Source organism: Limosilactobacillus mucosae (genome assembly GCF_046939755.1).
GTDB classification, from domain to species: Bacteria; Bacillota; Bacilli; order Lactobacillales; family Lactobacillaceae; genus Limosilactobacillus; species Limosilactobacillus mucosae_A.
Window position 1 is genome coordinate 39,868 of sequence record NZ_JBKZAY010000015.1, and the last position, 13,430, is coordinate 53,297.

12 protein-coding genes are annotated in these 13,430 nt (G+C 46.3%); 11 read left to right on the forward strand and 1 reads right to left on the reverse strand.

Going from position 1 to position 13,430, the window contains the following annotated elements; all coding sequences use genetic code 11:
* Nucleotides 1–15: 15 nt before the first annotated feature.
* From ACLUWI_RS06375 to ACLUWI_RS06395, 5 genes are all read left to right on the forward strand, one after another.
* Nucleotides 16–1,203, forward strand: coding sequence for a pyridoxal phosphate-dependent aminotransferase (locus ACLUWI_RS06375; RefSeq protein WP_412146614.1), 1,188 nt, complete (start codon nucleotides 16–18; stop codon nucleotides 1,201–1,203).
* Nucleotides 1,204–1,307: 104 nt separating this feature from the next.
* Nucleotides 1,308–1,862 (forward strand): biotin transporter BioY, encoded by a 555-nt coding sequence (locus tag ACLUWI_RS06380; protein ID WP_412146625.1) that lies wholly within the window; start codon nucleotides 1,308–1,310, stop codon nucleotides 1,860–1,862.
* Between the two features lie 15 nt (nucleotides 1,863–1,877).
* On the forward strand, nucleotides 1,878–2,864 hold the full coding sequence (locus ACLUWI_RS06385; protein ID WP_412146615.1) for a biotin--[acetyl-CoA-carboxylase] ligase: 987 nt from the start codon (nucleotides 1,878–1,880) through the stop codon (nucleotides 2,862–2,864).
* Nucleotides 2,864–3,160 carry a hypothetical protein gene (locus ACLUWI_RS06390; RefSeq protein WP_412146616.1) on the forward strand — a complete coding sequence of 99 codons (297 nt, stop codon included), beginning with the start codon at nucleotides 2,864–2,866 and terminating at the stop codon, nucleotides 3,158–3,160. The genes ACLUWI_RS06385 and ACLUWI_RS06390 overlap by 1 nt, the downstream gene beginning before the upstream one ends.
* Nucleotides 3,161–3,284: 124 nt before the next feature.
* On the forward strand, nucleotides 3,285–4,247 hold the full coding sequence (locus ACLUWI_RS06395) for a ketopantoate reductase family protein (RefSeq protein WP_412146617.1): 963 nt from the start codon (nucleotides 3,285–3,287) through the stop codon (nucleotides 4,245–4,247).
* A gap of 86 nt (nucleotides 4,248–4,333) precedes the next feature.
* Here the strand turns inward: ACLUWI_RS06395 and ACLUWI_RS06400 are convergent, their stop codons facing one another.
* Nucleotides 4,334–6,259: an ABC-F family ATP-binding cassette domain-containing protein gene (locus ACLUWI_RS06400; RefSeq protein WP_412146618.1), complete on the reverse strand. Its 1,926-nt coding sequence runs from the start codon at nucleotides 6,257–6,259 to the stop codon at nucleotides 4,334–4,336.
* 336 nt (nucleotides 6,260–6,595) lie between these two features.
* Between ACLUWI_RS06400 and ACLUWI_RS06405 the strand changes: the two genes are divergently transcribed.
* The 6 genes from ACLUWI_RS06405 to ACLUWI_RS06430 all read left to right on the forward strand — a co-directional run bounded on the left by ACLUWI_RS06405 (nucleotide 6,596) and on the right by ACLUWI_RS06430 (nucleotide 13,425).
* Entirely contained in the window at nucleotides 6,596–7,243 is a 648-nt protein-coding gene (locus ACLUWI_RS06405) for a redox-sensing transcriptional repressor Rex (protein WP_412146619.1), read from the forward strand.
* Nucleotides 7,244–7,478: 235 nt separating this feature from the next.
* Nucleotides 7,479–7,763 (forward strand): co-chaperone GroES, encoded by a 285-nt coding sequence (groES, locus tag ACLUWI_RS06410; RefSeq protein WP_034541305.1) that lies wholly within the window; start codon nucleotides 7,479–7,481, stop codon nucleotides 7,761–7,763.
* A gap of 49 nt (nucleotides 7,764–7,812) precedes the next feature.
* A complete protein-coding gene (groL, locus tag ACLUWI_RS06415) occupies nucleotides 7,813–9,435 on the forward strand; it encodes a chaperonin GroEL (RefSeq protein WP_128513106.1) in 1,623 nt (540 codons plus the stop codon).
* A gap of 135 nt (nucleotides 9,436–9,570) precedes the next feature.
* Complete coding sequence (locus tag ACLUWI_RS06420; RefSeq protein ID WP_412146620.1) at nucleotides 9,571–11,178, forward strand: APC family permease; 1,608 nt, start codon at nucleotides 9,571–9,573, stop codon at nucleotides 11,176–11,178.
* Nucleotides 11,179–11,290: 112 nt separating this feature from the next.
* Nucleotides 11,291–13,129 (forward strand): APC family permease, encoded by a 1,839-nt coding sequence (locus tag ACLUWI_RS06425; protein ID WP_412146621.1) that lies wholly within the window; start codon nucleotides 11,291–11,293, stop codon nucleotides 13,127–13,129.
* Nucleotides 13,130–13,152: 23 nt separating this feature from the next.
* A complete protein-coding gene (locus ACLUWI_RS06430) occupies nucleotides 13,153–13,425 on the forward strand; it encodes a hypothetical protein (protein WP_412146622.1) in 273 nt (90 codons plus the stop codon).
* Nucleotides 13,426–13,430: the final 5 nt, after the last annotated feature.

Below are 13,430 nucleotides of genomic sequence, written 5' to 3' on the forward strand. Positions count from 1 at the left end.
AGCGAGGTTAAAACAGTGGAAATTTCAGAACGCGTAAGCAACATTCAACCCTCAGCAACGCTGGCTTTGTCTGGCAAGGCTAAAGCAATGAAGGCACAAGGCATTGACGTCTTGAATCTTTCAATTGGTCAGCCGGATTTCAATACGCCTAAACATATCGGGCAGGCAGCTATTAAAGCAATTGAGTCTGGCAAGGTTGATTTTTACACCGCGGCAGTTGGTATTGAACCATTGAGAAAAGCAATCGCCGATAAAGAAAATGCTGATCACGGCACTGATTTCACGGCAGATAACGTGGTAGTAATGAATGGTGCTAAAATGACGCTGTACGCTCTGGGACAAGCACTGTTTAATGAAGGCGACGAAGTTTTGATTCCTCTGCCATACTGGGTAACTTATGGTGAACAAGTCAAGCTGGCCGGGGCCAAGCCAGTCTTCGTCAAGCCGGCAGCTGGTCGTTTGACCGTAGTTCCTGAAGAATTGGAAGCGGCGCGAACGTCTAAGACGAAGGCCATGATCTTAAACACGCCTAACAATCCATCTGGTGCTGTCTATACACGCGAACAATTGCAGGCGATCGGTGACTGGGCCGTTGAGCATGATATCATCGTGATTGCCGATGATATTTATGGCAAGCTGGTATACAATGGCACCGAATTTGTCTCGTTGCTTGATTTGTCACCAGAAATTCGCAAACAGACGATTTTGGTTAATGGGATGTCTAAGACCTACTCGATGACCGGCTGGCGCGTTGGCTATGCCATTGCTGACGAACAGGTAGTCAAGGGGCTGAAGACGTTCTTGAGTCACGCGGCCGGCAACATGGCAGCCGTCAGCCAGTATGCGGCTTTGGCAGCGATTACCGGTGATCAGACCTGTGTTGAAGAAATGCGCGCTACCTATGAGGAACGCATCAACACGCTTTATCCATTATTGAACGCGATTCCAGGCTTTAAGCTGGAGGTAAAACCGGCCGGAGCTTTCTATGCCTTCCCTGACGTCAGCGAGGCCGTTAAGCTGACCGGTTTTGCCTCAACTGATGAATTTGTCGGTGCATTGCTTGATGAGGCTCACGTGGCCGTCGTTCCGGGCGCGGCTTTTGGAATGGAAAACCACGTGCGAATCAGCTATGCAACCAGCATGGATGTATTGAAAGAAGCAGTTCAACGAATTCAAGCCTTTATGGCAGACCACCAAAAATAATCAATCATTAATTTAGAGCTCAGTTCAATTTTGAGCTGGGCTCTTGTTTTAAACTTGTTGTAACCCTAACTTTAAAAAACGGGTTACAAAGTGAAAGAAGGAATATTATGAAACGTCAAAATATCGTTCATCTAACACAAACGGCTTTAATGACGGCAATTTTAATTGTATTAGGCATGATTCCAGGCATTCCGTTAGGATTTATTCCCGTTCCAATCGTATTGCAGAATATGGGAGTCATGATGGCCGGTGAGATTTTGGGGCCTAAAGAAGGAACGACCTCGGTGGCATTGCTCTTGTTGCTGGTTGCGGTTGGATTTCCTTTCTTAACTGGCGGCAGTGGGGGGATTGCTGTTTTTGCCGGCCCAACTGGCGGCTATCTTTTAGCCTGGCTGTTTGCACCGTTTTTGATCAGCAGTCTGCGGCAGCATTTTGGCAGTCATTGGAACTGGTGGCAGGAATTTTTGATGATTGTGCTGGCCGGTGTGCTGTTTATTGATGTTACCGGCTCGCTTTGGCTCAGCTGGCAGTCGCATATTAAGCTGACGGCGGCATTGATGTCCAATTTGGCATTTATTCCTGGCGACCTGATCAAAGCTGGCGTTGCAGTAGCTGTTGCTCGTCAGCTGCGACGCGTACCGGTATTGAATCTTGGTTAGAAAAGAGGGATCGCAATGGGGACTAAAGATGAGCTGTTAAAGATATTTTTGCTTAATGAGCAGCAATGGATTTCGGGCAGTCAGTTGGCACAACGGTTGAAAATCAGCCGTGAAAGTATCTGGAAAGGCGTTGCTGCCTTGCGCAGACAAGGATACCAGCTTGAGAGTCAGCGAGCGCTTGGCTATCGATATTTAGGAACGGATCATTTGGATGCAATGGTAATCAAGATGCAGACTCACAATGAGTTTAACGGTGAGATCTATACGGCATCAAGCATTGATTCAACGCAAAACTGGGCTAAGCAGTATCTCAGCAGTCACCAGCCCAGTCAGCCGGTTGCATTTTTAGCTGATCAGCAGACGGCCGGTTATGGCAGACGCGGCCGCCAGTTCTATTCGCCGCAAAAGACGGGTTTATATTTTAGCCTGATTTTGCCGCATAATCCAATGAGCGCGCTGCCTAAAATTGGCCTTTTAACAACGGGAGTCGCCGTTGCGGTTGGTGGAGTGCTAAAACAAGCTTTTCCCGATCATGATTTTTCGTATAAGTGGGTCAACGACATCTATATGAACGGTCACAAGGTCTGCGGTATTTTGACTGAAGCAACGCTGGAACTGGAATCGGCATCATCGGCTGCTTTGATCGTAGGAATCGGCATTAATCTGTCGACTGTCGATTTTCCGGCGCCAGTGGCAAAAAAAGCCGGCAGCATTGCCCCTGAACAGAACATTGATCGCAATCGCCTTGCTGCCAAGCTTTTGGTTGCAATCATGAACGTTTATCGTGAGTATGATTCAGGAAAATTCCTGCCAGAGTATCGAGCTCATTCAATGGTCTTGAATCGGCCAGTCGTACTTAAAATCGGCAATGATGAGGCAGTTGGCAAAGCCATCGACATTGACAGTCAAGGCGGCCTGGTATTGGAATTTGCTGATGGCACGAAAAAGTCGTTTATCAGCGGCGAAGTGACCAAAGTTGATCTGCCAGGGATGGTATCGTAATGGAAATTCACGGCTTAGATTTGGATCGGGCTGGCCGCTGTCGACACTATCATTTGCCGGTTGACGTAGCAGCTTTAAAATGCAGCCAGTGCCGAAAATATTATGCCTGCTATCAATGTCATGACGCTTTAGAAAACCATCATTTCATGGCTTGCAAGCGAGATGACTGGCCAGTTTTATGTGGTGTCTGCGGCTGTCTGATGCAGTTTGAACAATATCAGCAGGGAAGCTGTCCGCGTTGTGGGCATGACTTTAATCCTGGCTGCCATCGTCACTGTCGAATTTATTTTAAATAGCTATCTTTTCTCATTGATTTTTAATTAAAATAAGATTAAAATGTAAGACGTTGATTAAAAAGAAAAATAAATCAGGCCCAATGATATGTTTTAATTAAGTTTTAGGAAAGGATCAGTGATTAAGATGACGCTACGATATACGGTTTTAGGCGCGGGTGCGATGGGACTGCGCTTTGGAGTGCTGCTGCAGGAAAACGCGGGGGCTCAGGTTGATTTTGTCGACAACTGGGCGCCCGAAGTTGAAACCATTAAAAAACAAGGTGGGGTCTATGTTTCCCGCGACCATGAAAATCGGCATCTGGTTCCGGTCAACATCTATTCACCGGAAGAGTATCAAGGCGAGCCAGACGTTTTTATCGTTTTTGCCAAGCAGATGACGCTGCAGGATCTATTGGAGCGCTCGGCGCATTTCCTTAAGCCGGAAAAGCAGTACGTTTTTTCGGGCATGAATGGGATGGGGCATGTTGAAAAACTGAATAAGTATTTCCCCAAAGAGCATGTTTTAGCCGGAACCTGCCTGATTGGGACCGTGTTAAACAAGGCTGGCGACGTTGACTTTATTGGCAAGCCTGGCGCTGGGACGATTAATGTTGCCAATGAAACGGAAAAGCCAGATGAGCGCACGCATGAGATTATTGCCGACTTTAAAGCCGCTAATCTGAATCCAACGTTGACGACTAACTTCTTGGGAACCTTGATGACCAAGGTTGTCTTTAACTCAGTTGTCAACACGATCTGCACGCTGTTTGAGATTCAAATGGGTCAGTTTATTGACTATCCAGGGGCGGAACGGCTGAGCAAGCAATTGATCAATGAGGCCTATGACGTGACTGAACGAGCAGGTATCAAACTGCTCAATGATCGTGAAACCGAATGGAAGACGGTTGAATACGTTAGTCGTGTCGGTAATCCGCTGCACTATCCTTCAATGTATCAGGATATGCATAATGGTCGGAATACCGAAGTCGACTACATCAATGGCTATATCTACGACTTAGGCAAAAAATATGACTATGAAGCCACGACGCATGATTTTCTGCGCGGCTTGGTTCATTTAGCGGAAAATACGCGCAAATTCCGTCAATAAAAAAGACAAACATAAAAAGACCGTTGGATCAGTTCTGGTCCAGCGGCCTTTTTAGTCAACAATTAAAGCCTAAAGCAGAGTTAATTTTAGTTTTCTTGATCGAATGTCTCCAGAGCTTCAGCAGCCTCGGTCCATTGCAGCTCGACTTCTTCGCTTTGGACTTTTAACGCATCCAGCTTTTTTTGCAGGTCGGTCAGCTGCGCGATGTCAACGGCAATTTCAGGCTTGGCCATCTCAGTTTCGATCGCGGCCTGCTGTGCCTCCAGTTCGCTCATCTGATTCTCTAATTGATCGACTTGTCGCTGCAACTTGCGCCGGGCGCGCTGAGTTTCTTTGCTTTGCTGATAGGAAAGCTGACCGGTTGACTGTTTGACTTTGGTTTCTGGCTGTGTCTGATGCTCCAGTTTTGCCTGCTGGGTCAGATAGTCATCGTAGTTTCCTTCATAATGCGTTATGCCATGAGCCGTCATATATAGGATATCGGTAGCAACCTGATTTAAGAAGTAGCGGTCGTGCGAAATAAACAGAACCGTCCCATCAAATTCGTTAATGGCCGTTTCCAAAACTTCACGGCTGTCGATGTCCAAGTGGTTGGTTGGTTCATCCAGGATCAAAAAGTTAATTGGCATAAATGAAAGCTTGGTCAGCTCCAAGCGTGCCTTTTCCCCACCAGAAAGTGCGCTGACCGGTTTGTAGACGTCATCGCCAACAAACAGGAAACTGCCCAGAAGCGAGCGAATGTCTTTTTCGGAAACTTCAGGATGGTCGTCCCAAACTTCTTCTAAAACGGTCTTTTCAGGATGCAGTTGCTGTTGTTCCTGGTCGTAGTAGCCGATTTCCAGATTGGCGCCGAATTTGATTGTCCCGCTGAGCTTGGGAATCTTTTGCAAAAGCGTCTTTAAAAGCGTTGATTTGCCAATCCCATTTGGACCGATAATACCAACGCGCTGACCTTTGCGAACCTTAAACGACAATGGTCCTGCCAACTGTTGGTCTTGATAGCCGATATTGAGTTCATCGACGTCCAAGACCTCGTTACCCGAAGCGTGGTCACTGTGGAATTGAAAATGGATCGAGGAATTATCGGTTGTTGGTCGCTCCAAGCGATCCATTTTCTCAAGCTGCTTGCGGCGAGCCTGGGCGCGTTTGGTAGTTGAGGCGCGGACAATGTTGCGATTGACAAAATCCTCCAGCTTGGCGATTTCTTTTTGCTGCTGCTCATAATGCTTCCATTCAGCCTGCAGTCGTTCACGCTTGTGGGCTACGAACTGCGTATAGTTGCCGGTATAGTGAATCAGCGTTTGATTGTCAAGATCGTAAACGTCAGTAACCACGCGATCTAAGAAGTAGCGGTCGTGAGAAACGATCAAAAGCGCGCCTTGATAGCTTTTAAGGTAGTCTTCCAGCCAGCTTAAGACGCCCATGTCCAAGTGATTGGTCGGTTCGTCTAGAATCAAAAGGTTGGGCGACTGCAGCAGAATCTTAGCCAGGGCCAGCTTGGTTTTTTGACCACCAGAAAGCGCATTGACCGAAGTATCATACATACCTTCATCAAAGCCGAAGCCATGCAGTACGCCACGCATCCGAGACGCGTATTCATAGCCGCCCTGTTTTTTAAACTGTTCGGATAAACGGTCATAGTTGGCTAAAACGTCTTGGTAGTCTGCTGCTCCGGGCTTGAGCGTCCCGAGTTGATTCTCTAGCTCATGCAGCTGTTTTTCCAGTTTGTGTAAAGGAGCAAAGACGCTGTCTAATTCGGCCCAAATTGAATTTTGGCTGTCGAGTCCTTGATTCTGAGCCAGATAGCCAATCGTTAGGTCGCGGGCGTGAGTAACCGTGCCTTCATCAGGTTCGGTTAAACCGGCAATGATTTTCAAGAAGGTCGTTTTGCCGGCACCGTTGCGTCCGACTAATGCAGTGCGGCCATGTTCTTGAATCTGCATATTCATATTATGAAACAAAACATCGCTGCCAAAGCGACGTTCAACATTATTGGTTTGCAGTAGCAGCATAATTTAACCTCATTTTTTAAAGTAGATAATCAGTTAAGATTGTAGCACAAGATCAGACCAGGTCGCGAGCTTGAGGATAGGACCGATCAATAATGTTAAATTTTGAATTAACGTTTAAAAAATGATCGTCATTACCAACCCATTCATGATCAGTAGATGGCCTAAATTTCACAAATCATTAATGGACATGTAGTGAAGCCTGTAGCATAATAGAAAGCATGTTTAAATAAAAAACGATTCTTTTCTTGGAAAATAGTTCACAAACTTTAGTGGAATTGTTAAAATGATTAAGAAATATTTTTCACAAACTAGAATCTGAATTGGAGGAATCTATTAATGGCAACGCGTAAAATTCCCCGTGCCACGGCTAAGCGGTTGCCGGTCTACTATCGGTATCTGAACGTTTTGCTTAATGCCAACAAACGGCGCGTCTCATCGACTGAATTATCAGAGGCGGTTAAAGTTGATTCGGCAACGATTCGACGCGACTTTTCCTATTTTGGCGAATTGGGTAAGCGTGGCTATGGCTATGATGTGGAAAAGCTTTTAAACTTTTTCAAGGGCATCTTGAATCAGGATAAGCTGACCAGTGTGGCTTTGGTCGGGGTCGGCAGTCTGGGCAGTGCCTTGATGAACTATAATTTCCACCAAAGTACCAATCTGCGAATCAGCGCGGCTTTTGATCCTAAACCGGCCTTAGCCAATACCGTTAAAAGTGGGATTCCTGTCTACCCGGTTGGCGAGATGAAAAAGCAGTTGCAAGAACAGCAGATTGATGTCGTTATTTTAACGGTTCCTGGCGAAAAGTCGCAGGCTGTTACTGATGAGCTGGTCGAAGCCGGAGTTCATGGTATCTTGAACTTTACGCCGGTTCGGCTGTCAGTACCAAAAGACGTTCAGGTACAAAATATTGATCTGACCAATGAGCTGCAGACGTTGATCTACTTTATTGAAAATAACAATACTAAAGATGGTCAAAAATAACTTAACGCATGGCGAGCAATCGTCATGCGTTTTTTGATGAAAAAGTCAAAAAGGTCAAAAAGCTTTTAGAAAGGCAATTGAAACGTTTTCCAGAAAATAATAGTCAAAATTGGTCAAAATAATTGTTGCATTTTGGCAGGATCATGATATAGTAGATCATGTAATTAGCACTTGGGTGATAAGAGTGCTAAAAAGAATATCTGAATTATTAATGATGATTGATGGAGGGATTAACGTGTTAAAACCATTAGGAGATCGCGTTGTTCTTAAAGCGGAACAAGCTGAAGAAAAGACGGTTGGCGGAATTGTCCTGGCTAACAATGCCAAGGATAAGCCAACGACGGGTACGGTTGTAGCAGTCGGCGAAGGCCGTTACCTGGACAATGGTCAAAAAGTTGCTCCAGCCGTTAAGGAAGGCGACCGCGTCCTGTTTGACAAGTACGCAGGCAATGAAGTCGAATACAATGGTGAAAAGTACCTGGTCGTTCGTGAAAAAGACCTGGTTGCCATCGTTGACTAAATAGACTTGTTTTCGCATTCGATCAATATTAATGAGGTGAAAATCTAAAATGGCAAAAGAAATTAAATTTTCTGAAGATGCACGCAAGGCAATGCTGCGTGGGGTAGACAAGCTGGCCAACACGGTTAAGACGACGATCGGTCCTAAGGGTCGCAACGTTGTTTTGGAACAAAGCTATGGTGCGCCTACAATTACTAATGATGGGGTTACGATTGCCAAGAACATTGAATTGGAAGACCATTTTGAAAACATGGGTGCCAAGCTCGTTTCTGAAGTTGCTTCCAAGACCAATGACAATGCCGGTGACGGTACGACGACGGCAACTGTTTTGACGCAAGCTATTGTTAACGCCGGGATGAAGAACGTTGCCGCTGGGGCTAACCCAGTTGGTATTCGTCGCGGGATTGACAAAGCTACTAAGGCTGCCGTTGAAGAACTGCACAAGATGAGTCACGAAGTGCAAAGCAAAGACGACATTGCACAAATTGCTTCCATCTCTGCTGCTAATCCTGAAGTCGGTGAACTGATTGCCGATGCTATGGAAAAGGTTGGTCATGATGGCGTAATCACGATTGAAGACAGCCGTGGCGTTGACACGACGGTTGATGTGGTTGAAGGGATGAGCTTTGACCGTGGCTACATGTCTCAATACATGGTAACTGACACGGACAAGATGGAATCTGATTTGGACAACCCATACATTCTGATCACCGACAAGAAGATCGGCAACATTCAAGACATTCTGCCATTGCTGCAGGCCGTTGTTCAAGAAGGCCGCTCGCTTCTGATCATTGCTGATGACATTACCGGCGAAGCTTTGCCAACCTTGGTATTGAACAAGATTCGTGGGACGTTCAACGTTTGCGCCGTTAAGGCTCCAGGCTTTGGCGATCGTCGTAAGGCTCAATTGCAAGACATTGCCATTTTGACTGGTGGTACCGTAATTTCTGACGATCTGGGCATGAGCTTAAAGGATGCTACGATTGCTCAACTTGGCTCTGCCAACAAGGTTACCGTAACTAAGGACAACACGACGATCGTTGACGGCAATGGTGCAAAGGATGCGATTGCTGAACGCGTTGAACAGATCAAGCAGGCAATTGCCAACACGACTTCTGAATTCGACAAAGAAAAGCTGCAGGAACGCCTGGCCAAGCTGTCTGGTGGGGTTGCCGTAATCAAGGTCGGCGCTGCTACGGAAACGGAACTCAAGGAAAAGAAGTACCGTGTTGAAGACGCTCTGAACGCTACGCGGGCTGCCGTTCAAGAAGGCTTCGTACCTGGTGGTGGTACTGCTTTGATCAATGTAATCCCTGCTTTGGAAAACGTTGAAACTGAAAGCGACGACGAAGCAACTGGTGTCAACATCGTTAAGAAGGCACTGGAAGCCCCAGTTCGTCAAATCGCTGAAAATGCTGGCGTTGAAGGCTCAATCATCGTTAACCGTTTGAAGAGCGAAAAGCCAGGTATTGGTTACAACGCTGCCGTTGACAAATTTGAAGACATGGTTGCAGCCGGCATCGTTGACCCTACCAAGGTTACGCGTTCGGCACTGCAAAATGCTGCTTCGGTATCAGCAATGCTTTTGACCACGGAAGCGGTTGTTGCTGATAAGCCAGAACCAAAGAATGATCAACCAGCCGCTCCTCAACCTGGTGCCGGTATGATGTAATCATTAATAATAATGAATCAAAGCACCTCGACAAAAGTCGCGGTGCTTTTTTGCGTTTAATGCTTGCTTAGTGGTATTCTGTTAGGTATGTCCATTCAAACCAATGGACGCTATCTTATTTAGTGGAGTATTTTTATGTCATCAAAAATGCCTAGCCAGAAAATGTCTTTAACATCTGTCATTTTACTGGCTCTGAATTCATTAATCGGATCTGGATGGCTGTTTGGTGCTGGCGAGGCAGCTAGGATTGCCGGACCAGCAGCGGTCATCTCTTGGATTTTAGGGGCAGTCATTATTATGGTGATTGCTTTTAATTACGTTGAACTGGGCGCGATGTTTCCGGAAAGCGGTGGGATGAGTCGCTATGCTCAGTACAGTCATGGCCCGCTTTTAGGCTTCATAGCGGCCTGGGCCAACTGGGTCTCCTTGATTACGCTGATTCCCATCGAAGCGGTGGCTTCAGTACAGTATATGAGCTCATGGCCATGGAGTTGGGCTAATTGGACGCGTAGCTTTGTCAGTCATGGCAGCATTACCAATCAAGGGCTGTTGGTAGTCTTTGCGTTTATGATTGTTTTTACGTTGATTAATTTCTGGTCAGTTAAGATCTTGACGCATTTTACTGGTTTAATCTCGATTTTTAAGCTGCTGATGCCAACCTTGACGATCATTGTGTTGATGCTGAGCGGCTTTCATACCAGTAATTTCGGGCAAGGCATCCATGAGTTTATGCCTTATGGCAGTCGCTCGATTTTTGAAGCAACTACGGTAGCCGGAATTATTTTTTCTTATGATGCCTTCCAGACGGTTGTCAATCTGGGCGGTGAAATGAAAGATCCACAAAAAAACATCTACCGTGGCGTTGTAATCTCATTGACGATTACGGCAGTATTGTATATTCTGCTGCAGATTACCTTTGTGGGGGCGGTTAAGCCATCACTGCTAACGGCGCACGGCTGGCATGGCATTGATTTTGCCTCGCCATTTGCGGATCTGGCAATCTTAATGGGAATTAATTGGCTGACGATTCTGTTGTATATTGATGCGTTCGTCTCGCCGTTTGGGACTGGGGTTGCTTTTGTTACCAATGCTTCCAGAACGCTGGCGGCAATGGCGCGTGGCGATCATTTGCCAGCATGGCTGGGGCGACTTGAGCGGCGTTATATGGTCCCGCGTTTTGCCATGATCGTTAATCTGATTCTGGCAGCGGTTTTGGTCTGTATTTTCCGTAATTGGAGTGCGCTTGCCAGCGTCATCTCGGCCTCGACTCTGATTGCTTATCTGACTGGACCGGTAGCTGCAGTCGCGCTTAGAAGAATTGCACCCGATCTTAAGCGACCGTTTAAGCCCCGCTCTTTGAAGTGGATGGCGCCTTTGTCGTTTGTTTTGACAAGTCTGGCAATCTATTGGGCAATGTGGCCAACAACGATTGAGGTAATTTTTGTGATCTGTTTAGGTCTGCCAATCTACGCCTATTATGAGATTCGCTATCATCATGCTTCATGGAAGACCCAACTGAAAGGCTGCGGCTGGCTGCTGGGCTACCTGCTTTTTATCTCGGTGATGTCTTATCTGGGCAGTGCTGGTTTTGGCGGTCAGAACTTGATTCAGTATCCATTTGATTTTGTAGTGATTATTTTGTGCTCTCTGGCATTTTACTGGTGGGGAGTCAACAGCAGCGTCAAAGGTGAAGACCTTGAATTAGGACGGCGCGTTAATGCTCATGTTGATCAGCAAAAATAATTTTATAGAACTGTTGGATGATCAAGCTGCCCTTGGGTGGTATTAACCATTTACGTGGTGTAGAATAACTGTTGACTTTATATTTTATAATAGAGTGAAGGAGAAAAAGAATATGTGGCGGTATTTAAAACGCGTCCTCATCGGTAAGCCCTTGAAGACGCTGGATGAAGGCCAGGCCCATTTGACAAAGTTTAAAGCTTTGGCCTTGTTATCGTCGGATGCTTTATCATCCGTTGCTTATGGTACTGAACAGATTACGACCGTTTTGGTAACACTGTCGGCGGCGGCAATCTGGTACTCATTGCCGATTGCGGCGTTGGTTTTGATTCTGTTGGTGGCAATTACCCTTTCCTATCGGCAGATTATCAATGCCTATCCCAGTGGTGGTGGTGCCTATGTCGTAGCCACCGAAAACTGGGGCCGCACAGGTGGCTTGGTTGCCGGCGGGTCGCTGCTGGTTGACTATATGCTGACAGTTGCGGTTTCAACGACTTCTGGTACGGAAGCGATTGTTTCTGCGGTTCCGCAGCTTTATAAGTATTCGGTGCCGATTTCAGTGATTATCGTCCTTTCGATTATGATTCTGAATCTGCGGGGATTGAGCGACAGCGCTAATTTCTTAACGGTTCCGGTATACTTCTTTATTATCATGATTACCGCAATGATCATCTGGGGCTTTTTTAATATTGCGACTGGTCATCTGACCTATCATGCAACAGCCTCATTTGGGACGCCGGTTGCTGGGATGTCGGCTGTGCTGTTTATTCGGGCTTTCTCAGCCGGCTCTTCCTCACTGACTGGTGTTGAAGCCATTAGTAATGCCGTGCCCAACTTCAACGAACCCAAAAAGAAAAATGCTGCTAATACCTTAGCAATTATGAGTTTGATTCTGGCAGCATTCTTTGGTGGGATTACGTTCTTCAGCTACTACTTCGGTATCGTGCCAAATTCCCATGCTACCGTACTTTCACAGATTGGTTCCGTAATCTTTAATGGCCATGGGATCGGATTTTATCTGTTGCAGCTTTCCACGGCAATGATTCTGGCCGTTGCCGCCAATACCGGTTTTTCGGCCTTTCCAATCCTGGCTTTTAATATGGCCAAAGACAAGTACTTGCCACATGCCTTTATGGACCGTGGGGATCGCTTAGGATATTCGAATGGGATTATTGCCTTGGCTGTTGGTGCGATCGTGATGATTTTAATCTTCCATGGTAAAACCAACATGCTGATTCCGCTGTATGCAGTGGGGGTTTTTGTTCCGTTTACGCTTTCGCAGTCGGGAATGATCATTCACTGGTTCCGGCATCGTCAAGGACATTGGCTGGGCAAGTCAACGATCAACCTCATTGGGGCACTGATCTCTGCATGCTTAGTTGTTTTCTTGTTCTGGCAGCATTTTGGCAATGTTTGGCCATACCTGATCATCATGCCGGCTCTACTGTTTATGTTCTACAAGATTCATAATCATTATATTAAAGTTGGCATGCAGCTGCGAATTGCGGAAAAGACCAAAGTTCAGCTGCATGATTATGATGGTGCGACAGTTATCGTTTTGATTGGGAACGTTACGCGGGTTACCAAAGGCGCCATCAATTACGCCCGGTCGATTGGTGATTACGTAATTGCCATGCACGTCTCGTTTGATGAGAACCCCGGCAAGGAACACAAGACGGCCAATGAGTTTAAGGCCGAATATCCTGACGTGCGGTTTGTCGACATTCATTCCTCATACCGTTCGATTGCCAAACCGACGTTACGTTTCGTCGATGTCGTTGCCAAAAGGGCGGCTGCTAAAAACTATTCGACAACGGTTCTGGTACCGCAGTTTATTCCAAATAAGCCTTGGCAGATGGCACTGCATAACCAAACTAGCGTCAGACTGCGGGCTGCTTTAAATTCACGCGAAAACATTGTGGTTTCAAGCTATAACTATCATTTGCATGAATAAACGAGCAGGGTGGTTTTAAGCCAATGGAAAAATTTTTTAAAAATCGGCAATGGCTATGGGCAGCGATGGGAGCAATCGGTGTTTTTCTGATTTCGAGTTTTTCGATTCGTCATCAGCATTTTGTCTCTGATCTGGGTGGCTTGTTGGGTTGTTTGTTACTGGTCGGTGCCTATCTGGGGTTCAACTGGCCAAAGATCAAGCAGCGTGATGCGAAAACCGTTGCTTCCATGAACCTGATCTTAGTTTTGGTCGTAATTTTAATTTTTTTAGAAGCAGTACAGCAGCTGCTGGGTTAATTTAA

Bases quoted from the DNA above. Each gene is read 5' to 3' on its own strand.
- ACLUWI_RS06425 (WP_412146621.1), top strand. From the start codon at position 11,291: ATGTGGCGGTATTTAAAACGCGTCCTCATCGGTAAGCCCTTGAAGACG.
- ACLUWI_RS06420 (WP_412146620.1), top strand. From the start codon at position 9,571: ATGTCATCAAAAATGCCTAGCCAGAAAATGTCTTTAACATCTGTCATT.
- ACLUWI_RS06390 (WP_412146616.1), top strand. From the start codon at position 2,864: ATGGAAATTCACGGCTTAGATTTGGATCGGGCTGGCCGCTGTCGACAC.
- ACLUWI_RS06405 (WP_412146619.1), top strand. From the start codon at position 6,596: ATGGCAACGCGTAAAATTCCCCGTGCCACGGCTAAGCGGTTGCCGGTC.
- ACLUWI_RS06395 (WP_412146617.1), top strand. From the start codon at position 3,285: ATGACGCTACGATATACGGTTTTAGGCGCGGGTGCGATGGGACTGCGC.
- groL (WP_128513106.1), top strand. From the start codon at position 7,813: ATGGCAAAAGAAATTAAATTTTCTGAAGATGCACGCAAGGCAATGCTG.
- ACLUWI_RS06385 (WP_412146615.1), top strand. From the start codon at position 1,878: ATGGGGACTAAAGATGAGCTGTTAAAGATATTTTTGCTTAATGAGCAG.
- ACLUWI_RS06400 (WP_412146618.1), bottom strand. From the start codon at position 6,259: ATGCTGCTACTGCAAACCAATAATGTTGAACGTCGCTTTGGCAGCGAT.
- ACLUWI_RS06430 (WP_412146622.1), top strand. From the start codon at position 13,153: ATGGAAAAATTTTTTAAAAATCGGCAATGGCTATGGGCAGCGATGGGA.